Source organism: Marinobacter alkaliphilus (assembly GCF_055394375.1).
Window position 1 is genome coordinate 2,498,642 of the sequence record NZ_AP043751.1, and the last position, 25,628, is coordinate 2,524,269.

The following is a 25,628-nucleotide window of genomic DNA, read 5'->3' on the forward strand; positions in this document are numbered from 1 at the left end:
ATATCATGCTTGAACTTCGCGGCGCTCCCGCGCTCTCGCCTTTCCGTTCCAGAAAGCTGCACTCCCGGATTCAGCAACTTGTTCCTGATGTGGAGCATGTATACGCCGAATTCATGCACTTTGTGGATCTCGATGCCGACCTTTCCGATGCGGAACAGGCAATACTTGATCGCCTTCTTACCTACGGGCCCAGTGTCGAACTGGAGCAGCCAGATGGTGTTTTGTTTCTGGTGGTCCCGCGCCCGGGCACACTCTCTCCGTGGTCCAGCAAGGCCACCGATATCGCTCGCAACTGTGGCCTGCGACAGATTCGCAGAATTGAACGCGGTATCGCTTACTACGTGCGCTCTTCCAGCAAGCTTGGCCTCGAACAGCGAGAAAAAATTGCAACCCTGCTGCATGACCGAATGACCCAGAAAGTATTCCATGAGACGGGTGGCGCCGAGTTGCTGTTCAGTCATGACGAGCCCCGGCCCCTCGGCCGGGTGCCGGTGTTGGCCGGTGGCCGGGGTGCTTTGGTTGAGGCAAACGGGCGCCTCGGCCTTGCCCTGGCCGACGACGAAATCGATTACCTGGTAACGGCGTTCACCGACCTTGAGCGTGATCCGACAGACGTCGAGCTGATGATGTTTGCCCAGGCAAACTCGGAGCATTGCCGCCACAAGATCTTTAACGCCTCCTGGGATATTGATGGCGAAGGCCAGGAAAAATCCCTGTTTGCAATGATCAAGAACACCTTCGAGATGAACAGCGAAGGTGTGCTCTCCGCCTATAAGGACAACGCTGCAGTTATTACCGGTAGCGAGGCGGGCCGTTTCTTCCCGGCGCCGGAAACCGGTGTTTACAGTTATAACCGGGAACCGGTGCATATTCTGATGAAGGTGGAAACCCATAACCACCCGACTGCGATCTCACCCTTTGCCGGCGCCGCAACAGGCTCCGGTGGCGAGATCCGCGATGAAGGTGCGACCGGCCGTGGTTCCAAGCCCAAGGCGGGCCTTGCCGGCTTTACCGTTTCCAACCTTAATATTCCGGGCGACGAGCAGCCATGGGAGTTTGGTTACGGCAAGCCGGACCGGATCGCCTCGCCGCTGGATATCATGATTGAAGGTCCCATCGGTGGCGCCGCTTTCAATAATGAGTTTGGCCGGCCCAACCTGGCGGGTTACTTCCGGACCTTTGAAGAGAAGGTTCCCGGTGCGGCGGGTGAAGAAGTGCGTGGTTACCACAAGCCCATCATGATTGCCGGCGGCCTGGGTAACATTCGCGAGAATCACGTCGAGAAGGGCAATATCCCGGTCGGCGCCAAACTGATCGTGCTGGGCGGCCCTTCCATGCTGATCGGACTTGGAGGTGGCGCTGCGTCCTCCATGGATTCCGGTTCCAGCAATGAGAATCTGGATTTTGCGTCGGTTCAGCGGGACAACCCCGAGATGGAACGCCGTTGCCAGGAGGTGATTGACCGTTGCTGGCAGATGGGGGAAGACAACCCGATTTGCTTCATCCACGATGTGGGTGCGGGTGGTCTCTCCAACGCCATGCCTGAACTGGTCAAAGATGGTGGCCGGGGCGGCAAGTTCGAATTGCGTGACATCCCGAGTGACGAGCCGGGCATGTCACCCCTGGAAATCTGGTGTAACGAATCCCAGGAACGCTACGTGATGGCCGTGGCACCGGAAAATCTGGACTTGTTCGATGCCCTTTGCCGCCGTGAACGCTGTCCTTATGCCGTGATCGGTGAAGCTACCGAAGCGCACCACCTGGAACTGGGCGACTCCTATTTTGATGACAAGCCTGTCGACCTGCCAATGGAAGTGTTGTTTGGCAAACCGCCGAGAATGCATCGCAGTGTTGCGCGTTCGTCGTTTACCAAACCGATCTTCGATTCCACCAAGATCGATTTGCACGATGCCATTCTTCGCGTACTCCGCTTGCCGTCGGTGGGCTCCAAGAGCTTCCTGATTACCATTGGTGACCGCACCATTACCGGGCTGGTCGCACGCGATCAGATGGTTGGCCCCTGGCAGGTGCCGGTTAGCGATGTGGCCGTTACCGCGGCATCCTTCGACGTGCGCACCGGTGAGGCCATGGCCATGGGCGAGCGCACGCCGCTGGCGGTGATTGATGCTCCGGCTTCAGGCCGAATGGCCGTAGGTGAAGTGATTACCAACCTGGCGGCGGCGGCAATCGGTAAGCTCTCTGACATTCGTTTATCGGCTAACTGGATGGCCGCGGCTGGTCACCCGGGTGAAGACGAGAACCTGTACGAGACTGCAAAAGCCGTTGGTATGGAACTGTGTCCGGCCCTGGGTATTACCATTCCGGTGGGTAAAGATTCCATGTCGATGAAAACCACCTGGGAAGAGGACAACGGTGAGCAGAAGAGTGTTACCGCACCGCTGTCTCTGATTGTCAGTGGTTTTGCGCCGGTAACCGACGTTGCCCGCACACTTACTCCCCAGTTGCGATCGGATGCCGGTGAGACAGACCTTATTCTGATTGATCTGGCCGCCGGTCAGAATCGCCTTGGTGGTTCTGCACTGGCGCAGGTGTATCGTCAGGTTGGCGCCGTAGCACCTGATCTGGATGATCCGGAAGACATCAAGGCTTTCTTTGCAGTCGTGCAGGGCTTGAACGCAGACGGCAAGGTGCTGGCGTATCATGACCGCTCAGACGGTGGCCTGTTTGTCACGCTGGCGGAAATGGCGTTTGCAGGCCGGACAGGTCTGGACATCAAGCTGGATGGTCTTGCCGAAGACCGCTCCCAGTTTGCCCGTGAGCTCTTCAACGAAGAACTGGGCGCTGTGATCCAGGTTCGCCGTGACGACACCAGCTTCGTCCTGCAGCAGTTCTCGGCCGCCGGTCTGGGCGACCATACAAGCGTTGTGGGCACACTGAATGATAAGGACCGCGTGCGCCTGACATTCGGTGGTGACATCGTGGTGGATGAATCCCGTACCGAGCTGCAGCGTCTTTGGGCGGAAACCAGTTACCGTATCCAGTCGCTGCGGGATAACGCGGACTGCGCCCAGGAAGAGTTCGACAACCTGCTGGACGAGAACGATCCGGGTTTGAGTGTTGAGCTTAGTTACGACATCAATGAAGACATTGCTGCGCCGTATATCAGTACCGGTGCACGGCCGAAGGTTGCGGTGCTTCGGGAGCAGGGCGTTAACGGCCAGGTTGAAATGGCTGCGGCGTTTGATCGGGCCGGTTTCGAGGCAGTAGACGTTCATATGAGCGATCTGCTGTCCGGTCGCATTACGCTCGAGACATTCCAGAGCCTGGTTGCCTGCGGTGGTTTCTCCTACGGCGATGTTCTGGGTGCCGGTGAGGGTTGGGCCAAGTCCATTCTGTTCAATGATCGGGTGCGAGATCAGTTTGCTGCCTTCTTCAACCGTCAGGACACTCTCGCGTTGGGCGTTTGCAATGGTTGCCAGATGCTTTCCAACCTGCATGAACTGATTCCGGGAAGCGAAGGTTGGCCGCGTTTTGTACGTAACCAGTCTGAACAGTTTGAGGCCCGCCTGGTCATGGTGGAGGTGGCGCAGTCACCGTCTGCGTTCCTTGATGGCATGGCCGGTTCTCGCATGCCGATTGCTGTTGCCCATGGTGAGGGTCGAGTGGAGTTTGCCTCCGGTAATTCGGCTCAGTCCCTTGCGGACAACGAGTTGGTGGCCATGCGGTATGTGGACAATCGGGGCCAGCAGACCTCGCGGTATCCTTATAATCCCAACGGTTCAGAGGCTGGCATTACTGGTGTTACATCCCGGGATGGCCGGGTGACCATCATGATGCCGCACCCAGAGCGTGTTTTCCGGGCGGTGCAGCACTCCTGGCGGCCAGATGGCTGGCAGGAAGATGGTCCCTGGATCCGCATGTTCAGGAATGCGAGGCGCTGGCTTGGCTGATTAAGCCAGTCAATCCGGGCGTGGTGGAAACCGGTCTGAAGAGTGTCCCTGAAGGGGCATTTCTCGGACCGGTTTTTTTATGCTCAATGATGAGGCTTGCTGCGCAAAAAGTGAGCAAATAAAATCGCTAAAAGTTCTGAAATTTGTCAGTCAAGGCCTTGACTAGAGAACTTTATGCACATTCCTGGTGCTTTGCTGGCTGAACTGTGAACAAAGTCCAAGAATTGCGTTCATTTTTTGCTCTAGCATCGTAAGGTATTGAAAAATATAAATAAAAACAAACGGGCGATTTTGTCGCCAATTTAAGGGGAGGTCAGTAACTGTGGGGGTTGGAGGCCGATTCCCAAAAACTTTCCCCAGAGTTATCCACAGATTCTGTGGGTAAGTTTGTAATGCCTTGTTCCGGATAAAAGTTGACCAATTTGAGGGTGCCTATGTACAAGCTTTGCTACTTCGTGCCGGAGAGCCATCTTGAGCAAACCAAGCAGGCATTATTTGATGCTGGCGCGGGAAGAATCGGTGATTACGACAGCTGCGCATGGCAGTGTGAAGGTGAGGGGCAGTTCCGACCCCTGGCGGGAAGCGATCCGTTTCTGGGCAGCCAGGGAGAGCTTGAGCGTGTTCGGGAATTCAAGGTGGAACTGGTGTGCAGCGATGAACTCATCAAGCCTGCCCTTGATGCACTCAAGCAGGCCCATCCTTATGAAGAACCTGCCTACGAGGTGTATCGCCTGGAAACGTTCTGATCAGGCTTTTTTGGCCATAGGGTGGCGAATATCAGTGACATGGACGTTATAGGCGTCAGACTTCATGTCCACAAGGAACAGCTCAAGCGTTTTGCGTACCGTGGGGAAAGATATCTCATCCCAGGGAATATCGCCCGGCTCGAACAGTTTTGATTCCAGAGATTCTTCTCCGGCGCCGAATAGGCCGTCTTTAAGTGTGGCACGGTAGAACATGTGGACCTGGTTGATGTGCGGAACATCGATGATGGAGTAAAGCCCCTGAATGTCCACTTCCGCCAGTGCTTCCTCGCGGGTTTCCCGGGCTGCTGCTTCTATCGTCGTTTCTGCATTTTCCATGAAGCCGGCCGGCAGAGTCCAATAGCCATACCGGGGTTCGATGGCTCGGCGACATAGCAGGATTCTGCCTTCCCATACGGGAACCGTACCGGCGACAATCCGCGGATTCTGGTAATGTATGGTCTCGCAGCTGATGCAAACATAACGGTGCCGATTGTCGCCTTCTGGAATGCGTTGCTCAACCGGTTGGCCGCAAGTGCTGCAATACTTCATCGTTTTCCCCGTATACTGAGTGTCCGTTGGTAGTCAGTTTAACGATCCGGACTGCCTGTGTCTCACTCAATATCAGGACGTTGCCGGAGTAAAGAGTGCAAGACCTGTTAACCGAGCGATTGTCGAATTACGCGCCCAGACAACTGGCACTGGACTACCCTGAAGCCGGTATCCTGGTGCCTATTACGGATAACGAGCGTGATCCGGAGATGATTTTTACCCTGAGGTCATCCAACCTCAAAACGCATCGGGGGCAGGTGGCCTATCCTGGCGGCAAGCGGGATCCTGACGACGCCTCCCTGATTGCAACCGCACTGCGTGAAACCCACGAAGAAATCGGTCTGCCCCCGGATCAGGTAAAAGTCATTGCGCCGTTAAGCCAGGTTATGTCGCTGCACCGTATCCTTGTCACTCCATACGTGGGCGTTGTGCCAGGCGATCATCCCCTGGAGCCAAACCCCCACGAGATCGAAAGTGTCTTCCGTGTTCCGATCTCCTGGTTCCTGGAAGATCAAAGGGAGCGTACCGACACGCTCAGTTTTCTGAACAGCACTCTGTACGTGCCCTGCTATCGTTGGCAGCAGTATCAGATATGGGGGTTGTCTGCGGTGGTGCTGGTCGATTTTCTGAATGCTGTGTACGATGCCGGAATCGATATTCTCGAGCCACCCCGTTGAATTAGCCGGAGAGATTGATGTTTTACAGAATTGATCAATATCAGCCAGAAAAGGAAGGCGATGGCCAGTTTGTCGCCCACAACGCCACGGTGATCGGGCGCGTAAAGCTGATGGAAAAATCGAGTATCTGGTTCAATGTTGTCATTCGTGGTGATAACGAACTGATTACGATCGGCCCCGAAACGAACGTACAGGATGGCTCAGTACTGCATACCGACCCGGGCATTCCGCTAACCCTTGGGCGTGGGGTGACGGTTGGCCACAAAGCCATGCTGCACGGATGCGAGATCGGCGACTACTCCCTGGTTGGGATCAATGCGGTGATTCTGAACGGCGCGAAGATTGGCAAACACTGTCTGATCGGAGCAAATACTCTGATCCCGGAGGGTATGGAAGTGCCGGATGGCTCGATGGTGGTGGGCTCTCCAGGGAAAATTCGCCGCGAACTCAACGATAACCAGAAAAAGATGCTCGAGTTCAGCGCAATGCACTATGTAAAAAATGCAGAGCGCTACCTGGCGACACTGACAAAGGTGGATATCTGAAGATGAAGGTGGCCGACAAGGTTCGATCGCCATGCGTGAATGTTTGCGCGCTGGACGAAAATGACATGTGTATCGGTTGCCAGCGCACAGGAGATGAAATCCTCCGCTGGACCACCATGAGTAATGACGAGCGACGGGAGGTTCTGCTGAAAGTGGCGGAACGGGAAAAGCAGGTCGCACTCTGACAGTAACAGGACATCAAACTATATGACTGGTTCAAACAGAACGGTGCGTATTGGCACGCCTCTGAAGCCATCGGCTACCCGTGTGCTTTTTTGCGGTGCCGGGGAGCTCGGGAAAGAGGTGGTTATAGAGCTGCAACGTTTCGGCATAGAAGTGATTGCAGTCGACCGATACGAGAATGCGCCCGCCATGCAGGTTGCCCATCGAAGCCACGTTATCGATATGCTGGATGGTGCAGCGTTGCGCGCCATCGTTGAAGCGGAGAAACCTGACCTGATCGTTCCGGAGATTGAGGCGATTGCCACCGCCGAGTTGGTTCGATTGGAGGAAGAAGGCTACAGCGTGGTGCCCACCGCCCGGGCGGTTAATCTGACCATGAATCGCGAAGGTATCCGCCGGCTTGCGGCTGAGGAGCTTGGGCTAAGCACATCAAAGTACCGTTTTGCCGGTACCAGGGAAGAGTATCTGGCTGCCATTGATGAGGTCGGGTTGCCATTGGTGGTGAAGCCGGTTATGAGCTCGTCCGGTAAAGGTCAGAGTACGGTGAAGAGTGCAGCGGAGGTAGAGGCTGCCTGGGAGTACGCCCAGACCGGTGGTAGGGCTGGAAAGGGCCGGGTGATCGTCGAAGGCTTTGTGGACTTCGACTATGAAATCACCCTGCTGACAGTGAGGCATCGCGATGGTATTTCATTCTGTGATCCGATTGGTCACAGGCAGGAAGACGGCGATTACCGTGAGTCATGGCAGCCACACCCTATGTCCGATGCGGCGTTTACCCGAGCAACAGAGATTGCACGGGCAGTGGTAGAGAATCTGGGTGGCTACGGCATCTACGGTGTTGAGCTGTTCATTAAGGGCGACCAGGTATGGTTCTCGGAGGTTTCTCCCAGACCCCACGATACTGGCCTGGTCACCTTGATGTCCCAGGACCTTTCAGAGTTCGCGCTGCATGCTCGCGCCATTTTGGGTATGCCCATCCCTGCCATTCGCCAACAGGGCCCAACCGCGTCGGCGGTCATCCTGCCGGAGGGCGATTCCGATAACGTGGTGTTCTCGGGGCTGGAACATGCCCTGGCAGAGCCTGATACCCAGGTTCGCTTGTTCGGTAAGCCGGAGTTGAAAGGGCGGCGGCGTATGGGTGTTGCCCTCGCCAAAGGCAGTACTATAGAAGAAGCGCGCCAGCGTGCAATCAAGGTAGCGCAGCAGGTTAAAGTGGAACTAGACTGAGAGGGTGGATAAGGGCTTTCTGAGGGCTGGAAAGTGGCCTTCCGAAAAAAGTTCAAATCCACCGTTGACTCCTCGGCTGAGGTCTGTAGAATGCGCATCTCGCTTGAGGGGCTGGCCACTGAGAAGAGGTAAAGCCTCGGCGATAACTGCTTGAAAGCACTGAAGAAAAAGTTCGAAAGATTCTTCAGAAAGCGGTTGACAGGAAGGCGGTTCAGTGTAGAATGCGCACCTCGAAACAGGCAGTAGGTCGGGCAGTTTTTCGGCGGTTTTCGGAAGCGGAAACGGCGAAAAATAAACGGTTGACAGGGCGGCGGAACGATGTAGAATACGCGGCCTTGATTGAGCAACAGCTCAAACGCTCTTTAAAAAGTTAACCAAGTAATTCGTGTGGGCGCTGGCCGAGGTATTTCGGATACGAAATATCAGGACAGTGACTCGTCGAAATTGAGTTTTGTCTTGAGCAAGAATTAAGAACTTTCGGGTTCTTGTATGATTTAAACTGAAGAGTTTGATCATGGCTCAGATTGAACGCTGGCGGCAGGCTTAACACATGCAAGTCGAGCGGTAACAGGGGGTGCTTGCACCCCGCTGACGAGCGGCGGACGGGTGAGTAATGCTTAGGAATCTGCCCAGTAGTGGGGGATAGCCCGGGGAAACCCGGATTAATACCGCATACGTCCTACGGGAGAAAGCAGGGGATCTTCGGACCTTGCGCTACTGGATGAGCCTAAGTCGGATTAGCTAGTTGGTGGGGTAAAGGCCTACCAAGGCGACGATCCGTAGCTGGTCTGAGAGGATGATCAGCCACATCGGGACTGAGACACGGCCCGAACTCCTACGGGAGGCAGCAGTGGGGAATATTGGACAATGGGGGCAACCCTGATCCAGCCATGCCGCGTGTGTGAAGAAGGCTTTCGGGTTGTAAAGCACTTTCAGCGAGGAGGAAGGCTCTGAAGTTAATACCTTCAGGGATTGACGTTACTCGCAGAAGAAGCACCGGCTAACTCCGTGCCAGCAGCCGCGGTAATACGGAGGGTGCAAGCGTTAATCGGAATTACTGGGCGTAAAGCGCGCGTAGGTGGTTAGGTAAGCGAGATGTGAAAGCCCCGGGCTTAACCTGGGAACGGCATTTCGAACTGTCTGACTAGAGTGTGGTAGAGGGTAGTGGAATTTCCTGTGTAGCGGTGAAATGCGTAGATATAGGAAGGAACACCAGTGGCGAAGGCGGCTACCTGGACCAACACTGACACTGAGGTGCGAAAGCGTGGGGAGCAAACAGGATTAGATACCCTGGTAGTCCACGCCGTAAACGATGTCAACTAGCCGTTGGGACTCTTGAAGTCTTAGTGGCGCAGCTAACGCACTAAGTTGACCGCCTGGGGAGTACGGCCGCAAGGTTAAAACTCAAATGAATTGACGGGGGCCCGCACAAGCGGTGGAGCATGTGGTTTAATTCGACGCAACGCGAAGAACCTTACCTGGCCTTGACATCCAGAGAACTTTCCAGAGATGGATTGGTGCCTTCGGGAACTCTGAGACAGGTGCTGCATGGCCGTCGTCAGCTCGTGTCGTGAGATGTTGGGTTAAGTCCCGTAACGAGCGCAACCCCTATCCCTGGTTGCTAGCAGGTAATGCTGAGAACTCCAGGGAGACTGCCGGTGACAAACCGGAGGAAGGTGGGGATGACGTCAGGTCATCATGGCCCTTACGGCCAGGGCTACACACGTGCTACAATGGCGCGTACAGAGGGCTGCCAACTCGCGAGAGTGCGCCAATCCCTTAAAACGCGTCGTAGTCCGGATCGGAGTCTGCAACTCGACTCCGTGAAGTCGGAATCGCTAGTAATCGCGAATCAGAATGTCGCGGTGAATACGTTCCCGGGCCTTGTACACACCGCCCGTCACACCATGGGAGTGGATTGCACCAGAAGTAGTTAGTCTAACCTTCGGGAGGACGATTACCACGGTGTGGTTCATGACTGGGGTGAAGTCGTAACAAGGTAGCCGTAGGGGAACCTGCGGCTGGATCACCTCCTTAAACGAAGCCGAACGCTTCGGTCAGAGTCCACACGAATTACTTGGTTGGCTAATAAAGAGAGCAAAAGGGGCTTTGCAGTCCCGATGACTGTGTCACGTTAAAGTGAAGCAGGCATTAGCGCTGTAGATTGTGACAGCTGACAAGGCGCAGGCTGAGAGAGCGAGGGAGCGTACATGAGTACGTGACCGAGTGAACGAAGGCTGCAACGCAGCTCAGGTGGCACAAGATGCAGTGATAATTGGGTCTGTAGCTCAGGTGGTTAGAGCGCACCCCTGATAAGGGTGAGGTCGGTGGTTCAAGTCCACCCAGACCCACCAGAATTTCACTGCTCGTCGTTGTCGAAGCACTTGCATAGCAGGCTATGCGGCGCACTTCGACGCCTAGATCAGCAAAATTCTGGTCTTGGAGGCGATAGCAGAGCGCAGGACAGGTTTCGTTAACCTAGGCGCAGCTTGAGTGAGTAAGGGAGTGACCCTCGATGGGTCATGACCGCAGCGAACGAATGTTGCAACGACGGGTAACGGACGCTGGACAAGTTCTGGGGCTATAGCTCAGCTGGGAGAGCGCCTGCCTTGCACGCAGGAGGTCGGCAGTTCGATCCTGCCTAGCTCCACCAAACTTTACTGACGAAAGTCAGTGTACAGAAACGAATGTTTCATATCGATGAAGCCTTCCTTTCTGATCACTGGGTCAGATTTGCTCTTTAACAAATTGGACGAGATAGAACACGAATAGATTTCTCTCATTATCTCCGAGAGGAACTGTTCAAAGTGATAGCGATTTCAAGCGTTATCCGGTGTTGTCGTTGAAGTGGTTGTTATATTGCTTCAAGTGACTGTCTCGAATTTGCGTTCATCAGGCTTGCCTGGTTGGCGGTGATTCGTGATCAGTTGTCTTGGGGTTATATAGTCAAGCAACTAAGCGCATACGGTGGATGCCTTGGCAGTCAGAGGCGATGAAAGACGTGGAAGCCTGCGATAAGGTTCGGGGAGCTGGCAAACGAGCTGTGATCCGGACATCTCTGAATGGGGAAACCCACCTGGTTTCGGCCAGGTATCTTACACTGAATCCATAGGTGTAAGAGGCGAACCGGGGGAACTGAAACATCTAAGTACCCCGAGGAAAAGAAATCAACCGAGATTCCCTAAGTAGCGGCGAGCGAACGGGGACCAGCCCTTAAGCTGGACAACTGGTAGGAGAAGGCTCTGGAAAGTGCCGCCATAGTGGGTGATAGCCCCGTATCCGAAACCTGAGTCCAGTGAAATCGAGTAGGTCGGCGCACGAGAAACGTTGACTGAACATGGGGGGACCATCCTCCAAGGCTAAATACTCCTGACTGACCGATAGTGAACCAGTACCGTGAGGGAAAGGCGAAAAGAACCCCTGTGAGGGGAGTGAAATAGACCCTGAAACCGTATGCGTACAAGCAGTCGGAGCAGACTTGTTCTGTGACGGCGTACCTTTTGTATAATGGGTCAGCGACTTATGTTCAGTGGCGAGGTTAACCGTTTAGGGGAGCCGTAGGGAAACCGAGTCTGAATAGGGCGAATTAGTCGCTGGGCATAGACCCGAAACCGGGCGATCTATCCATGAGCAGGTTGAAGGTGCCGTAACAGGCACTGGAGGACCGAACCCACTGTCGTTGAAAAGCCAGGGGATGACTTGTGGATCGGAGTGAAAGGCTAATCAAGCCCGGAGATAGCTGGTTCTCCCCGAAAGCTATTTAGGTAGCGCCTCGGACGAATACCACAGGGGGTAGAGCACTGTTTCGGCTAGGGGGTCATCTCGACTTACCAACCCGATGCAAACTCCGAATACCTGTGAGTACTATCCGGGAGACACACGGCGGGTGCTAACGTCCGTCGTGAAGAGGGAAACAACCCAGACCGCCAGCTAAGGTCCCAAAGTACCAGTTAAGTGGGAAACGATGTGGGAAGGCTCAGACAGCTAGGAGGTTGGCTTAGAAGCAGCCATCCTTTAAAGAAAGCGTAATAGCTCACTAGTCGAGTCGGCCTGCGCGGAAGATGTAACGGGGCTCAAACTGGTCACCGAAGCTGCGGCTGCATACTTTGTATGCGGGGTAGGGGAGCGTTCTGTAAGCCTGCGAAGGTGTGTTGAGAAGCATGCTGGAGGTATCAGAAGTGCGAATGCTGACATGAGTAACGACAATGCGGGTGAAAAACCCGCACGCCGGAAGACCAAGGGTTCCTGCGCAACGCTAATCGGCGCAGGGTGAGTCGGCCCCTAAGGCGAGACCGAAAGGTGTAGTCGATGGGAAACGGGTTAATATTCCCGTACCTTGGATAGCTGCGATGGAGAGACGGAGAAGGCTAGGTGAGCCGGGCGACGGTTGTCCCGGTTTAAGCGAGTAGGGAGTGGACTTAGGCAAATCCGGGTCCACAATCCTGAGACGCGACGACGAGTGCCCAAGGGCGCGAAGTCATTGATGCCCTGCTTCCAGGAAAATCTTCTAAGCTTCAGGCTATTCGAGACCGTACCCCAAACCGACACAGGTGGTCAGGTAGAGAATACCAAGGCGCTTGAGAGAACTCGGGTAAAGGAACTAGGCAAAATGGTGCCGTAACTTCGGGAGAAGGCACGCCGGTGTGTACGTGAAGCCCCTGCGGGTGGAGCGGAAGCCGGTCGAAGATACCAGGCCCCTGCGACTGTTTATTAAAAACACAGCACTCTGCAAACACGTAAGTGGACGTATAGGGTGTGACGCCTGCCCGGTGCCGGAAGGTTAATTGATGGGGTTAGCATTCGTGCGAAGCTCTTGATCGAAGCCCCGGTAAACGGCGGCCGTAACTATAACGGTCCTAAGGTAGCGAAATTCCTTGTCGGGTAAGTTCCGACCTGCACGAATGGCGTAACGATGGGGGCGCTGTCTCTACCCGAGACTCAGTGAAATTGAAATCGCCGTGAAGATGCGGTGTATCCGCGGCTAGACGGAAAGACCCCGTGAACCTTTACTATAGCTTCACAGTGAACTTTGAGCATGCTTGTGTAGGATAGCTGGGAGGCTTTGAACCCGGGACGCCAGTTCCGGTGGAGCCAACCTTGAAATACCAGCCTGGCATGTTTGAGGTTCTAACTCTGACCCCTTATCGGGGTTGAGGACACTGTGTGGTGGGTAGTTTGACTGGGGCGGTCTCCTCCCAAAGCGTAACGGAGGAGCACAAAGGTGGGCTAAGTACGGTCGGACATCGTACGGTTAGTGTAATGGCACAAGCCCGCTTGACTGCGAGACAGACACGTCGAGCAGGTACGAAAGTAGGTCATAGTGATCCGGTGGTTCTGTATGGAAGGGCCATCGCTCAACGGATAAAAGGTACTCCGGGGATAACAGGCTGATACCGCCCAAGAGTTCACATCGACGGCGGTGTTTGGCACCTCGATGTCGGCTCATCACATCCTGGGGCTGAAGCCGGTCCCAAGGGTATGGCTGTTCGCCATTTAAAGTGGTACGCGAGCTGGGTTTAGAACGTCGTGAGACAGTTCGGTCCCTATCTGCCGTGGACGTTGGAGATTTGAGGAAAGCTGCTCCTAGTACGAGAGGACCGGAGTGGACGAACCGCTGGTGTTCGGGTTGTGTCGCCAGACGCATTGCCCGGTAGCTATGTTCGGACAGGATAACCGCTGAAAGCATCTAAGCGGGAAGCCCCTTCCAAGATGAGATCTCCCTGAGGCCTTGAGCCTCCTGAAGAGCCGTTCAAGACCAGGACGTTGATAGGCTGGGTGTGTAAGCGCTGTGAGGCGTTGAGCTAACCAGTACTAATTGCTCGTGCGGCTTGACTATATAACACCCAAGACAATTGCGGATAACGCAGAGCCACGCGAAAGCCACGCTCAAATGAAATCAACATCACGTTCCATCTCGTCCCCCAGTGATCATCCGTTTTGCCTGACGACCATAGCGGTCTGGAACCACCTGATCCCATCCCGAACTCAGAAGTGAAACAGACCAGCGCCGATGGTAGTGTGGTTCGCCCATGTGAGAGTAGGTCATCGTCAGGCTCTTAATACCTAAAGCCCCAGCATCCTTGATGTTGGGGCTTTTTTATGGTTCATCGCGCTTTACCGGGAAATGCTGCTTTTATCTTCAGAAAGAAGTAGTCGTTATCCCGGTAGCCGTAGGCCACCCGCTTGATCACCTTGATCTTGTTGTTCATTCCCTCCAACACACTGGTGTTCAACCGGTAGACCGCGCTGGCGATAATGCCGTCGACGTAGCCCTTGAGGCGCCTGGCAAACTGCTGCACGGGGGCCAGCCCACTACTCATAGCCAGATTTAGCCAGTCTTGCCAGCGTTGTCTGGCATCGGCCTCTGAGGGAGCGTACCAGAGCTCTTTGAGCTGGTCTTTCAGGACGTAGACAGTCATCAGGGGCTGGTTGGCTTGCAGCAGTTCTTCGAGCTTCAGAGCCTGCTCGTCCTTGAGGTTGCCTCGGTTTCTGAGCAACAGCCAGCGACTTCGTTTCACTACTTTGCGAGCCGGCTTGTCGTGTCGAAGCTGATTGGCCTGATCGACCCGGACACGGTCAATCACTTCCCGTCCGAACTTTGCTACAACGTGGAACAGGTCATAGACCACCCGTGCTTGTGGGCAGTGGTGCTGAACTTCCAGGTCCATGGCGGTATTCATATCCATCGCCACGGCTTCGATCTGGCCACAGGTTTCCGGCCCCAGCCATTCAAAGAAGGGGCGTACCGCTGCTCGACTGCGGCCTTCTCCAACCCAGAGGACTTGTTGAGTATCCGCATCAATCGCCACGGTGGCGTAGCGGTGTCCCTTGAACAAGGCGAACTCATCCATGATCAGTCGACGAATCCGGCGTTTATCTGGCTCAGTCACTTCTCGTTTGAGGCGCCGATGGTCGATGGCCTTGACCGTATGCCAATGCAACCCTAGCAGCGTTGCCACATGTTGGATCGGCATCAGTCGTACCAGGGATTCAATCCAACTGACCATGCCTGCCGTCAGACGCTGTCGCCCTGGTAACCAGCGAATCTGTTCAAGCTTGGGGCCACAGGTCGTACAACGAACTCGGCGAACTGGCACGTCCAGCCAGACGCGGTATTGGAACAGGTCGCGTTCTCGGACTCGTCGGGTGCTGATGTCATGGATGGCAAGCGTGTGCTGATTACAACCACTGCAGCATGGCAAGTAATCGTCGGCAGGTTGCAGTCGGATGAGCAGAGATTGAGCGTCAATCTGGGCATACGATTCTATCGTGAATCCTTCCCAGAACAGGGCAAGAGGATTAGCATTCATAGGGACGGCGGTGAGTCGGTCAGGTTTGTTGTTTTGGCGAACTCAAAACTAACCGGTTTGACCGCCGTCTCCTACTTTTTCACGCTAACCCGCGATGAACCTTTTTTATTTTGGGCCCGTTATCGGCTGATCAATTCGATCACCCCACCTACAATGCTGTGCATCAACTCAAACTGTTCATTGGTACGCTCAATGTGATTGTCCAGGATGTTGGCCTGCCAGCTGCTAACCCATACCAGCGCTACGACCAGTAACACTGCTGTAGCCATCAGCCATCGGATGCTTCGGCTTTGGCGGTTGATACGATCGGTGTGTTGGCGCTGGGCGTTTTCGCTGGCTTGCCTGAGCTCTCTTAATTCTTCCTCAAGCTCTTCATAGGCTACTTCCAGGGTCGACATCCGACCGGTGAGTTTACGGGTAGCCTGCTCGGTATTCTCCTGTGCCGTTCTGCCAGTTTCCTCCACAGCGATTCTGAACGCTTCGCTGTACTCGGGTTCCGGGCTGTTTACCAGTAAGGTATCCAGAGTTTTCTGCAGGTGCTCTCGATCAATCTGCTTGCGAATAACTCCGGCAGCGCCAAGGGTCTTTGCTTCGTCAATGTAGCGCTCGGCGTTCTGTGAGGTGTACATGAAAACAGGTATGTCGCGTGTGTGAGGCTGGCTTTTGAGTTGTTCCAGAGCCTGGAATCCGTTCATGCCCGGTAGAAGGTGATCCAGAAAGATAACGTCATAGGACTCGTGCTGGAGTAACGAGAATGCTTCCTCTGCGGTTGAGACCCCTTTGCTACTGATGCCTGATCGTTCGAGGAGTCGGGCCAGGATGATCCTGGCAGTTGACGAATCTTCGATAATCAGTGCGTGCGCCCGTGCCATTGTATGTGTGCTCCCTGTCCTTGCTCCGCCATCACGATTCTGTAGCTGCATTGGTAATGCAGGATTGCTTGTCGCACTATAAGCGGAGTTCAAAAAATAAACAGGGGAGAGGGCGCCAGAGAGTCTGTTTTGCGACGCTCATTTGATTTTTCCAGGAAGGCACGTTCAGGGCAGCCAGATTTCAAACACCCCTCCACCATATTTCCCGCCGTTGTGCAGCGTTATTGAACCGGTGCGGTCGCCTTCCGTATGCAGCTTAGCCACGGAAGACGCGAAGAAAAGACCGAGGCTTGTGCTGCCGCTGTTGAAGTCGAGGGATTTGAAGCTGAGCGTTCCGGTATGTTGCATGCTCTCCGGATAGCCTGTGCCGTCATCTTCCACACCAAGCACCAGATAGCCATCCTGTTCCCGGGCGGTCAGGCGGATTTTGGTTTTGGTATAGCGGATGGCGTTATTGATGGTGTTGTTAAGCACCCCGGTAAGCAGATCGTCATCGAAGAAACCATTGATGTCATCGGCTTCAATGGCGTAATCGATGCCCAGGCCATCAAGCAGGGGGACGTGTCGTGCCATATGCTCGGAGAGAAAATCCGGTACAAAGTGTTCATCAATGTGGGCTGACAGATTGTTCTCACCCAGCCGATAGATACCCAGCAACTGAACAAGGTCATTGTGCATGCGCTCGGCCTCGTACTGCAGCATATTGAACTTGCTGGAGCCCGACAGCGACTCTTCATGTTCGGTACGGAGTTCATCAAGGGTGTTCAGCAGCATGCCGAGGGAGTTTTTCATGTCATGCACGGCTGAAGCCAGTACCATTGAAAAGTCGATGTTGTGGTCAGTCATGCAGTCAGTCCTTTCAGTTTTCTGGCCAGTGCGCTGTAACGGCGGTGCTGTCTGTGTTGTTCAGGCAGGCCTTCGAGCCGCCTGAGGCATTCCTGGCAGGTAGTGAGCAGGCTATGATCTTCCGGAGCCTGATCATACTTTCGCAGTAACACCTGAATCAGGTTGAGATTCAGGGCGGCATGATCCGGAACGATCGCCAGGGCTCGGTTGAAGGCCTCGACCGCGCCGTCCAGATCGCCGGATTCGAATGCTTTGATTCCATCTCGGTTGTATCCCCGGGCTTCTATTTTCTGGCGGAAGCCAACGGGTTCATCGAGAAGGTTTTCAATTTTCTGCAGAGTTTCCGGATTGTCACCGTAACGGGCCGCCAGATCCGACAGCAACGACTTGGCCTCTTCATCATGCCTCAACCTAAACAGGGTCTTGGCATAGTCGAGACCCAGATCTGCCGGGATGTCCTCCAGTGTTTCCAGTTCTGTCTGTAAGTCGCCCAGCAGCTTTTCTGCAGCTTTCTGGTTGCCCTGTCCGGCGTGAACACGGCATTGCACAATACGACTTTTCAGGCCGATGCTGTCGTCGTCGGCGAAACGCTTTTCCATCTTCGCCAGCACATTCAGGGCTTCTGCCGCATGTTCCGCACCTTCGGCTTCCGGGTGTCCTTCGCTGAGGTCGGAGAGGCTTTGGGCCAGCGACAGGTAGTGTTCAGAGTTATCGTGAATCGAATAGGTTCCCAGTGTCACAGTCTGCCGCCAGGCCTGTGAGGCGGTGTCTATGTCCTGGTTGGTACTGGCCAGCAGCGCCAGGTGTTTCTGGCGTAGCAGGGCGTTTGGTGAGTGCTCTGCGGCTTTTTCCAGGATCTGCTGGGCTTGCACTGCTTTACCCTGCTTTTCCAGGCCTTCGGCCAACAGGTCGTAGGCTTCCATGTAATCGGGGTGTTTGGCGATCAGGGCTTTCAGGCCTTCCACAGAGTCGTCAAAGTTTCTGTTACCCAGCAATACTTTGCAACGGCCCAGTCGGGCCCAGGAAAGCTCCCGCTGCGCGAGTACCTCGTCATACACTTTCAGGGCGTGTGACAGATCGCCGACGATGAAATACAGTTCGCCCAGGGTTTTCATTAGCCAGGTTTTGTACCTTGGTTGTTTGGGCAGAAGCTGTAGGCATTGTGAAATGGCCTCAGGGTAGTTCTCCCGATCCATTTCACGGGTAATCGGTAGCAAGGCACTACGTTGCTGAACCAGGGCGCCAAGGCGCTTCTCCAGCATGGCGCGGTTCAACGGCTTGGTCAGGTAAGCATCCGGTTGGTATTCACGGGCGCCCATGACCATCTCTTTGGACGTTTCGGCGGTCACCATCAAGAACAGGGAGGAGCGGCTCAGAAGCTTCTTGTGTCGGAGCTCCTCAAGAATATGCTGGCCGTTCTTGCCTTCCCCCAGGTTGTAATCACACAGGACAACATCTACGTGGTTGTAGGTGCAGTACTGGATTGCCGGGGTGGCGTGGGCCACCAGCTCGATTTTGTCTGCGCCACAGCTTCTGAGCATCTGGCGCATCGATAGACGGAAGTTCTCGAAATCATCAACCACCAGGAAGTTGAGTTTTCCAAAGGGGTTGATCGCGTCTTTCCTGTCGGCCTGGTTCATGTGCGCTTTTGTTTAAGTAATTTGTTGACGAGCGCTCTCAGTGCCGCTGGTTTAACCGGCTTGTAGAGAACCTGATAGCCGCGGTTCCCGGCGTCTTCGCGTACCTCTGGCGCCATATAACCGGTTATCAGAATGCCCGGTATGCCATGGCCAAGTTTGTCTCTTATGCTGTCCATGGCATCCAAACCATTGCGGTTATCATCCAGCTGATAATCCGCAAGTATAATATCCGGTAAGCGGTCTGCCAGTTTTTCCAGGGCATCTTCCAGGCTTTCGGCCGCAGTCACATCACACTGCCAGTTGCCCAGTAACGCGACCATACCTTGCAGTATGGCCGGATCGTTATCGATACACAGAACATGCAAACCTCCGAGACTGGATACCCGCCTTGTGCTGGCGCCGGGCTTATTGGATTCGGCGCGGCTCAGGTCTGGTGGCGCAAGTGGTACGGTGATACCGAAAACGCTCCCTTTGCCCTGAACTGAGTGCACGGTGACCGGGTGGTTCAGCATGCCGCTGATGCGGTCCACAATGGCCAGGCCAAGACCCAGCCCCTTCTTGTCACGGCCATGCTGGAAGCGCCGGAACTCCTCGAAAACATGGGTGAGCTGGTCTTCGGACATTCCTGGGCCGGTGTCCCAGACCTCAATGCGCAGGTAGCCTTTGAGCCGACGGCAGCCCATCAGTATCTTGCCACTGGCCGTGTAGCGAATGGCGTTGGACAGGAAGTTCTGGACTACCCGGCGTAGCAACTTGACGTCTGATCGTACCCAGGCGCTGCTGGGAACAACATGCAGGTCCAGCTCCTGATCTTTGGCGATAGCAGAGAATTCCGTTGCCAGGTGGCGGAGCAGTTCGTTGACCGGGAACACGCCGATATCCGGCTCCAGTGCCCCGGCGTCCAGCTTGGAGATATCGAGCAAGGTGCTGATGATCTCTTCAGCCGCGCCAAGTGAGCTGTCGATGTGCTCAACCAGTTCACGGGTATCACCCTCAATAACCTTGCCTGACAGGGCGGAGGTGAATAGTCGTGCCGCATTCAATGGTTGAAGCAGGTCGTGGCTGGCCGAGGCAAGAAACCGGGTCTTGCTCTGGTTGGCCTGTTCCGCGACCGATTTTGCTTTCAGCATCTGTTCGTTAATCACCTGCAGTTCCTGAGTACGTTCCCGTACCCGTTGCTCCAGGTAGATATTGGTCTCCTTCAGGGCCTGCTCGGTGCGACGCATGGCTGTAATGTCCTGGAACGTGGTGACATAGCCACCCCCGGGGATGGGGCTACCATCCACCCGGACAACGGTGCCGTCCGGGCGCTGGCGTTCGTATGACATGGGTTTGCCTTCGCGCATGCTGTTGCAGCGGTTATCGATGATGTCATCTATGCGCCTGGCTGACAGGTTGGCGTTGGTCAGGTTGTAACGCATCAGGTCTTCCACCGGCCGGCCAACCCGGACGAATCCTTTGGGGTAATTGAACAGCTCCAGGTAGCGATGGTTCCAAACCACCAACTGCTGTTGATGATTGACCACCGATACACCCAGGCTGATGTTTTCGATCGCAGATTGCAGCAGCTCGCGGCTGAAGGTCATGGCCTGGGACGCTTCATCTACGATGCTGACCACATCCTCGATCTGCATATCCCGCCCGGTCAGGGTGGACTCCAGGACGACACGGGCGGTAGACGCACCAATAACCGAGGCCAGTTGGCGCTCGATGTATTTCATCAGGTGGGTAGAGGCGGGCCGGTGCGGGTACAGCCTGATGGCGTTGCGGCGCTCGTAATTGCGGAAGACGCTCTCGGAGCGTTCCTCACCCATGAATCGATCGGTCAGGGCCTGGAGATCGGAGGTCAGGACCTCGCCCTGCCAGCTCTGATGTTGTGCGCTTTCCGGTTTTGGCTGGGATTCATGGAAGAAGGCGGCAATCTGGATCCGTTCGCGGATGCGCTGCCGGGTTACCAGTGACAGCAGGATGTAGGTGCCGGTGTTAATGCCGAGGCTCCAGATAATGCCGTGGCTGATCTGGTCCAGCTCAGAGCCGAACAGGGCAGTCGGGCGGGTCCAGTTCAGGCCAAACAGCCCCTGTTCGATCAGCGTGTCGGCAATCCAGCCGGTGGACACCAGGGCTGGTAACAGCAGGGTGTAGCACCACATCAGGAAGCCAAGGCCGAGGCCCCAGGCGGCCCCGGTAAAATTCCCGCGCCGCCAGATGATGCCGCCCACCAGGGCTGGCCCAAACTGGGCGGCGGCGGCAAAGGACAGCAGGCCGAAAGCGGTGAGGCTGTAATCTGCGCCCGCCATCCGGTAAAAACCGTAAGCGGTAAACAGCACGACAAAGATGGCTACCCGGCGAATGGTGAGCAAAAGGAAGCTCAGGTCTGTCCTGCGGTTCATGCCGGGCCGGAAAAAACGCAACAGCCCGGGCATGATGATTTCGTTGCTGACCATGGTGGCAATGGCCACAGAACAGACAATAACCATGGCCGCTGCGGCTGAGCCGCCGCCGAGAAAGGCTAGCACGGCCAGCCATTGCTCACCCGCCACGATGGGCAGTTGCAGGATGATGATGTCGGGATCACCGCCGGCGAGATCGGAGTTCAGTAGTCCAGCAGCTGCAATGGGCAGTACAAAGGCGCTGGCAATGACCAGGTAAATCGGCATGGCCCATCGCGCTGTCTCAAAATCACGGTGATCAGCATTTTCCACGACCATGACGTGAAACTGGCGGGGAAGGCAGACAATCGCCAGCATGGCGATCAGGGTTTGAGTCAGGAACGCAGGTGTCTCAAGGGAACTGGTGGTCAGGGTGCCCACCAGGTCGGCCTGTTTCACCCGGCTGAACAGGTCGCCAAAACCATTATAAAGCCCGTAACCAACAAACAGGCCAACGGCGATGAAGGCCACCAGTTTGATCAGTGATTCAAAGGCGACCGCCTGGATCATGCCTCGATGATGCTCGGTTGATTCAAGGTGTCGGGTGCCGAATAACACGGTAAAGACTGCCAGGGCCAGGGTGATGTACCAGGCGGAGTCATTCCAGGCAGCTGTGCTCAGTTCCTGGTAGCCGATTCCCCCCTCGGTCAATACGTTAAAGCCCAGCGCAATGGCTTTGAGCTGCAGGGCAATATAGGGAACGCTGCCAATCAGGGCAAAGATCGCCACCATGGCCGCCAGCACCTGAGACTTGCCGTAACGGGAGGCGATAAAGTCGGCAATGGAGGTGCTGTTGTTGCGTTTACTGATGTAAATAATGCGCCGCAAGAGCGGTGCAAAGAACAGGAATACCAGTAGTGGCCCCAGGTAGATGGGAAGAAAGGCAAAGCCTTCCTGGGTGGCTCGCCCGACGGCACCGTAGAATGTCCAGGAGGTAAAGTAGACCGCCAGTGATAGAGCGTAGATGTGGGTTCGCGCCAGCCTGCGTCGATACAATCCCGGGTGTCGGTCACCCGCCCAGGCAATGACGAACAACAGGGAAATGTAGCTAATGGATATAACTATCAGCAGCCAGGCGCTAATCATGCTTTGTTGTTATCCGGTTATCCGATGTCAGTTACCGCACACGGTTCTGTAAAGAGGATCGTTTGCGGTCAGCAACTTCATATTGTCCACTCGTGGCACGCCATCTGAACCAAGGGGGACCAGCTCCCGGCTCTGGCAATGGATCAGGTGAGCCCGGTGTGATACCGCGTCTGTCACGGTTTGCTCAAAACGGTAGAGGGTGAAGCGAACAATATCATCGTCGCTGGTATCCCGGCGGAAATCACTCGTGTCGACGGTGGAGAAGGCGGTGACATAGGGAAATACGAAGGTCCAGGGGCGGAAGAAAATCTTCTCCTGCTCAGTCGCCACGACAACCGCTTCTTCAGGGAGTAATGATCGCTTGTGGTCATACCAAGTATATTCGCCATAAACAAGGTAGCCGAGCATGCCGGCACCTGCAAACACCGGAATGATCCATCGGGGTGCACGCTTTGCGGTGGCGGCGCGGATGCCCATGGCGATGCCCGCAGCTCCGAGACCGCAAACAATAGTGGCAACAAAAGTCCAGAACATAGGATTGGATTCCTTAACTCAAAAAAGAACGGGCTCCCTCAGTGAGGAAGCCCGTTCGGTCTCAACCCGTCATTAGTTTCAATGAATCAGGCTGTCTTTCAGCTTAGTGGTCTTGAGCGCTACCGGCACCGCGTGGGTAACGGACGCTTTCAACCAGCTCCTGGATTTCAACAGGCGGCTCGGCGGTCACTTTCGATACCCCGAAGGCTACCGCAAAGTTGACCAGAGCACCAACCGCACCGATGGACAGCGGGGAAATACCCAGTACCCAGAACTCGGCGGTATCCGGCAGGTTGTTGGTTCCCGGAATGAAGAACCAGCCCTTGTAGATGAAGATGTAGACCAGGGTGAAGATCAGACCGGCCAACATACCCAGGGTAGCGCCTACGTTGTTTACGCGCTTGGAGAAAATCCCCATCATCAGCGCCGGGAACAGGGAGGCAGCAGCGATACCAAAGGCCAGAGCGACCACCTGTGCCGCGAACCCGGGCGGGTTGGCGCCCAACCAGGTGGCAACGACGATGGCAACGGCCATGGAGATCCGTGCCGCCAACAGTTCGCCCTTATCGGTGATGTTGGGGTTGATTCGGCCTTTGATCAGGTCGTGGCTCACCGCCGAGGAAATAGCCAGCAACAGACCTGCCGCCGTTGACAGAGCCGCAGCCAGACCGCCGGCAGCAATCAGACCAATAACCCAGCCGGGCAGGTTGGCGATTTCCGGGTTGGCCAGTACCAGGATGTCGTTGTTAACGGACAGCTCGTTGCCTTCCCAGCCCCTCTCAGCTGCGGTGGCTGCGAAATCGGCATTGCCGTCGTTATACACCTGGATGCGGCCGTCGTTGTTCTTGTCCTCGAACTTGATCAGACCGGTTTCTTCCCAGGTAGCAATCCAGCCAGGACGCGCATCATATTCGATGGGCTGGGCTGCGGTGCCTTCCGGGTAGATAGTGGTCATCAGGTTCAGGCGCGCCATGGAAGCAACAGCCGGAGCAGTCAGGTACAGCAGGGCGATGAAGACCAGGGCCCAGCCGCCGGACCAACGAGCGTCCGCAACCTTGGGAACGGTGAAGAAACGGATGATAACGTGGGGCAGGCCAGCGGTACCGATCATCAGGGACAGGGTAAACAGAACCATGTTCAGTTTGTTGTCGATGTCTGCCGTGTATTCCCGGAAGCCAAGGTCGGTGACCACCATGTTCAGTTTTTCAAGCAATGGCAGACCGGATTCAGTATGGGTTGAGAACATACCGAACATCGGGATCGGGTTGCCGGTCAGTTGCAGGGAAATGAACACCGCCGGAATGGTGTAGGCGATGATCAGAACGCAGTACTGGGCCACCTGGGTGTAGGTGATGCCTTTCATGCCACCGAGTACGGCGTAGATGAACACCACAACCGCTGCGATCATCAGGCCGTTGGTGGCGTCTACTTCCAGGAAGCGGGAGAAGGCAACACCAGCACCGGCCATCTGGCCGATAACGTAGGTGACGGAGGCAACGATCAGACAGATAACGGCGACCAGACGTGCGTTGGCGCTGTAGTAGCGGTCACCAATGAACTCGGGAACCGTGAACTTGCCGAACTTACGCAGGTAAGGAGCCAGCAGCATGGCCAGCAGAACGTAGCCGCCGGTCCAGCCCATCAGGAACGTGGAGTTTGCATAACCACCGGCGGCGATAAGGCCCGCCATGGAAATGAAGGACGCTGCAGACATCCAGTCGGCACCGATCGCCATACCGTTGGTGACCGGGTGAACGCCGCCGCCGGCAACGTAGAAATCGCTGGTGCTGCCGGCTTTCGCCCACACAGCGATCAGGATATACAGGAGGAAGGAACCCCCGACGAAAAGCAGGTTGATTGCAAATTGGCTCATGGTGTCTTACTCCTCATGTACGCCGAATTGCTCGTCGATCTTGTTCATACGCCAGGCGTAGAAAAAGATCAGGGCAATGAAGGTAAGAATGGAGCCTTGCTGGGCGAACCAGAAACCGAGATCGGTGCCACCGACCGGAATTCCCGCCAGCATGGGACGTAACAGAATGGCGAAGCCATAAGACACCAGGGCCCAGATGATCAGGCTCCCGAATATCAGGCGCAGGTTCGCCTTCCAGTAATTTTCAGCGTCGTAGCTATGACCTGACATACACATCACTCCTGTATTGTTGTTGTGGAGGTTGGGTGGGTTAATTGTGAGGTGTTGCGGATAGAGAATTTATTATTCATGTAGTACTTCTCCGACTTGTTGTCTCCTCCGACTTTACTGGTCAATGGAATTATGGATATTGGCAAATGGTCTAACTCTCAGTAACTTGCCTTGTAATCGGTCAAGGACATCAGGTGCTGAAGCAGGTTGTCAGTAGCGGTGCATGTTCTGTAAACGGCGCTGATAATGCAGCTTTTCCGCCAGTTCTTTCAGGTTCTTGACGCCATTTTTTTGCGCCCGGTTCAGGGCCATGAGTGTCAGTTCTGCGGTCACCATGGCATCGGCAGCGGCGTGATGCCGTTCACTGACTTCGAGTTTGAAGAAGTCGGCCCAGTGGTCGAGGCTGCGCCCCCTGGTTTCTGCTTTTGGGAATATCGCCGGTAGTAGCTCGGCAACATCCATCCAGATGTGGGGGACGGTGTAGCCAAGCTGGGCTTTCAGGGTTTTTTCGAGGAATTTCTGGTCGAATGCGGAGTGGTAGGCAAGAATTGGGTCGCCGTTCATCCACTCCAGCAGGTAGAGCAGGGCATCTTCGGTTTCGTGGCCCTGGGTCAGGGCCTCCGGCCCGATACCATGGATCAGCACGGTTTCCCGGATATCGAGCTCCGGTCGGCGCAGGATCAGATCAAACTGATCATTCAGGTGAATGACCCCGCCCTCAATAGCCACAGCGCCGATGGCGATAACTTCATCTTTCGAGGCATTCAGTCCGGTGGTCTCAAGGTCCAGTACGATCAGGCGGCACCGGGACAGCGGCTGGTCGCTCACCGTTTTCGGCGTGGGCAGGTTGTCTGGATCGTGATTGCCAACGGCGCCGCCCCTTCGCTGTGCCAGCCATTGCTTGATGTAGTCGAGCATGGTGCTTCCGGT

At 55.4% G+C, this 25,628-nt stretch carries 16 protein-coding genes, 2 tRNA genes and 3 rRNA genes; 11 read left to right on the forward strand and 10 right to left on the reverse strand.

Annotated elements, in window-relative coordinates:
* Window positions 1-5: 5 nt before the first annotated feature.
* Entirely contained in the window at window positions 6-3,911 is a 3,906-nt protein-coding gene (gene purL, locus ACZ5Q2_RS11415) for a phosphoribosylformylglycinamidine synthase (RefSeq protein ID WP_432210106.1), read from the forward strand.
* A 434-nt stretch (window positions 3,912-4,345) separates the two neighbouring features.
* Window positions 4,346-4,657, forward strand: coding sequence for a YqfO family protein (locus ACZ5Q2_RS11420; protein ID WP_152438439.1), 312 nt, complete (start codon window positions 4,346-4,348; stop codon window positions 4,655-4,657).
* On the opposite strand, the gene ACZ5Q2_RS11425 is transcribed toward ACZ5Q2_RS11420, so the two are convergent.
* A complete protein-coding gene (locus ACZ5Q2_RS11425; RefSeq protein ID WP_152438438.1) occupies window positions 4,658-5,206 on the reverse strand; it encodes an NUDIX hydrolase in 549 nt (182 codons plus the stop codon). It abuts the gene before it with no gap.
* A 95-nt stretch (window positions 5,207-5,301) separates the two neighbouring features.
* Here ACZ5Q2_RS11425 and ACZ5Q2_RS11430 point away from each other — a divergent pair, with 95 nt between their 5' ends.
* The 9 genes from ACZ5Q2_RS11430 (at window position 5,302) to rrf (ending at window position 13,892) form a co-directional block, all read left to right on the forward strand.
* Entirely contained in the window at window positions 5,302-5,883 is a 582-nt protein-coding gene (locus ACZ5Q2_RS11430) for an NUDIX hydrolase (RefSeq protein ID WP_058090203.1), read from the forward strand.
* Between the two features lie 17 nt (window positions 5,884-5,900).
* Window positions 5,901-6,428: a gamma carbonic anhydrase family protein gene (locus tag ACZ5Q2_RS11435; RefSeq protein WP_152438437.1), complete on the forward strand. Its 528-nt coding sequence runs from the start codon at window positions 5,901-5,903 to the stop codon at window positions 6,426-6,428.
* A gap of 2 nt (window positions 6,429-6,430) precedes the next feature.
* Complete coding sequence (locus ACZ5Q2_RS11440; RefSeq protein WP_072676999.1) at window positions 6,431-6,613, forward strand: DUF1289 domain-containing protein; 183 nt, start codon at window positions 6,431-6,433, stop codon at window positions 6,611-6,613.
* A 22-nt stretch (window positions 6,614-6,635) separates the two neighbouring features.
* Window positions 6,636-7,838, forward strand: coding sequence for a formate-dependent phosphoribosylglycinamide formyltransferase (gene purT / locus ACZ5Q2_RS11445; protein ID WP_152438436.1), 1,203 nt, complete (start codon window positions 6,636-6,638; stop codon window positions 7,836-7,838).
* A gap of 496 nt (window positions 7,839-8,334) precedes the next feature.
* A 16S ribosomal RNA gene (locus ACZ5Q2_RS11450) occupies window positions 8,335-9,875 on the forward strand.
* A gap of 240 nt (window positions 9,876-10,115) precedes the next feature.
* Window positions 10,116-10,192 (forward strand) — tRNA-Ile (locus ACZ5Q2_RS11455).
* A 223-nt stretch (window positions 10,193-10,415) separates the two neighbouring features.
* A tRNA-Ala gene (locus ACZ5Q2_RS11460) sits at window positions 10,416-10,491 on the forward strand.
* 291 nt (window positions 10,492-10,782) lie between these two features.
* Window positions 10,783-13,674, forward strand: a 23S ribosomal RNA gene (locus tag ACZ5Q2_RS11465).
* A 104-nt stretch (window positions 13,675-13,778) separates the two neighbouring features.
* A 5S ribosomal RNA gene (rrf, locus tag ACZ5Q2_RS11470) occupies window positions 13,779-13,892 on the forward strand.
* Together the 16S, 23S and 5S rRNA genes with 2 tRNA genes alongside form the textbook arrangement of a ribosomal RNA operon.
* Window positions 13,893-13,942: 50 nt before the next feature.
* On the opposite strand, the gene ACZ5Q2_RS11475 is transcribed toward rrf, so the two are convergent.
* From ACZ5Q2_RS11475 to ACZ5Q2_RS11515, 9 genes are all read right to left on the reverse strand, one after another.
* Window positions 13,943-15,148 carry an ISL3 family transposase gene (locus ACZ5Q2_RS11475; RefSeq protein WP_011785425.1) on the reverse strand — a complete coding sequence of 402 codons (1,206 nt, stop codon included), beginning with the start codon at window positions 15,146-15,148 and terminating at the stop codon, window positions 13,943-13,945.
* Between the two features lie 119 nt (window positions 15,149-15,267).
* Window positions 15,268-16,020: a response regulator gene (locus ACZ5Q2_RS11480; protein WP_152438435.1), complete on the reverse strand. Its 753-nt coding sequence runs from the start codon at window positions 16,018-16,020 to the stop codon at window positions 15,268-15,270.
* A 165-nt stretch (window positions 16,021-16,185) separates the two neighbouring features.
* Window positions 16,186-16,866 (reverse strand): sensor histidine kinase, encoded by a 681-nt coding sequence (locus ACZ5Q2_RS11485; protein ID WP_072677002.1) that lies wholly within the window; start codon window positions 16,864-16,866, stop codon window positions 16,186-16,188.
* Window positions 16,863-18,506, reverse strand: a complete 1,644-nt coding sequence (locus ACZ5Q2_RS11490) for a response regulator (RefSeq protein ID WP_432210105.1) — start codon at window positions 18,504-18,506, stop codon at window positions 16,863-16,865. Before ACZ5Q2_RS11490 ends, ACZ5Q2_RS11485 begins: the two co-directional genes overlap by 4 nt.
* A complete protein-coding gene (locus tag ACZ5Q2_RS11495; RefSeq protein WP_432210104.1) occupies window positions 18,503-22,021 on the reverse strand; it encodes a PAS domain-containing hybrid sensor histidine kinase/response regulator in 3,519 nt (1,172 codons plus the stop codon). Before ACZ5Q2_RS11495 ends, ACZ5Q2_RS11490 begins: the two co-directional genes overlap by 4 nt.
* Window positions 22,022-22,048: 27 nt before the next feature.
* The gene (locus tag ACZ5Q2_RS11500) at window positions 22,049-22,555 is read right to left on the reverse strand and encodes a hypothetical protein (protein ID WP_061332645.1); all 507 of its coding nucleotides are present in this window, start codon (window positions 22,553-22,555) and stop codon (window positions 22,049-22,051) included.
* 103 nt (window positions 22,556-22,658) lie between these two features.
* On the reverse strand, window positions 22,659-24,428 hold the full coding sequence (locus ACZ5Q2_RS11505) for a sodium:solute symporter family protein (RefSeq protein ID WP_152438431.1): 1,770 nt from the start codon (window positions 24,426-24,428) through the stop codon (window positions 22,659-22,661).
* A 6-nt stretch (window positions 24,429-24,434) separates the two neighbouring features.
* Window positions 24,435-24,698 (reverse strand): DUF4212 domain-containing protein, encoded by a 264-nt coding sequence (locus ACZ5Q2_RS11510; RefSeq protein WP_058090360.1) that lies wholly within the window; start codon window positions 24,696-24,698, stop codon window positions 24,435-24,437.
* A gap of 210 nt (window positions 24,699-24,908) precedes the next feature.
* Window positions 24,909-25,616 (reverse strand): 3'-5' exonuclease, encoded by a 708-nt coding sequence (locus ACZ5Q2_RS11515; RefSeq protein ID WP_152438430.1) that lies wholly within the window; start codon window positions 25,614-25,616, stop codon window positions 24,909-24,911.
* Window positions 25,617-25,628 lie beyond the last annotated feature (12 nt).

Coding starts and splice junctions, on each gene's coding strand:
- purL (WP_432210106.1), top strand. CDS start 6: ATGCTTGAACTTCGCGGCGCTCCCGCGCTCTCGCCTTTCCGTTCCAGA.
- ACZ5Q2_RS11420 (WP_152438439.1), top strand. CDS start 4,346: ATGTACAAGCTTTGCTACTTCGTGCCGGAGAGCCATCTTGAGCAAACC.
- ACZ5Q2_RS11425 (WP_152438438.1), bottom strand. CDS start 5,206: ATGAAGTATTGCAGCACTTGCGGCCAACCGGTTGAGCAACGCATTCCA.
- ACZ5Q2_RS11435 (WP_152438437.1), top strand. CDS start 5,901: ATGTTTTACAGAATTGATCAATATCAGCCAGAAAAGGAAGGCGATGGC.
- ACZ5Q2_RS11440 (WP_072676999.1), top strand. CDS start 6,431: ATGAAGGTGGCCGACAAGGTTCGATCGCCATGCGTGAATGTTTGCGCG.
- purT (WP_152438436.1), top strand. CDS start 6,636: ATGACTGGTTCAAACAGAACGGTGCGTATTGGCACGCCTCTGAAGCCA.
- ACZ5Q2_RS11475 (WP_011785425.1), bottom strand. CDS start 15,148: ATGAATGCTAATCCTCTTGCCCTGTTCTGGGAAGGATTCACGATAGAA.
- ACZ5Q2_RS11480 (WP_152438435.1), bottom strand. CDS start 16,020: ATGGCACGGGCGCACGCACTGATTATCGAAGATTCGTCAACTGCCAGG.
- ACZ5Q2_RS11485 (WP_072677002.1), bottom strand. CDS start 16,866: ATGACTGACCACAACATCGACTTTTCAATGGTACTGGCTTCAGCCGTG.
- ACZ5Q2_RS11490 (WP_432210105.1), bottom strand. CDS start 18,506: ATGAACCAGGCCGACAGGAAAGACGCGATCAACCCCTTTGGAAAACTC.
- ACZ5Q2_RS11495 (WP_432210104.1), bottom strand. CDS start 22,021: ATGATTAGCGCCTGGCTGCTGATAGTTATATCCATTAGCTACATTTCC.
- ACZ5Q2_RS11500 (WP_061332645.1), bottom strand. CDS start 22,555: ATGTTCTGGACTTTTGTTGCCACTATTGTTTGCGGTCTCGGAGCTGCG.
- ACZ5Q2_RS11505 (WP_152438431.1), bottom strand. CDS start 24,428: ATGAGCCAATTTGCAATCAACCTGCTTTTCGTCGGGGGTTCCTTCCTC.
- ACZ5Q2_RS11510 (WP_058090360.1), bottom strand. CDS start 24,698: ATGTCAGGTCATAGCTACGACGCTGAAAATTACTGGAAGGCGAACCTG.
- ACZ5Q2_RS11515 (WP_152438430.1), bottom strand. CDS start 25,616: ATGCTCGACTACATCAAGCAATGGCTGGCACAGCGAAGGGGCGGCGCC.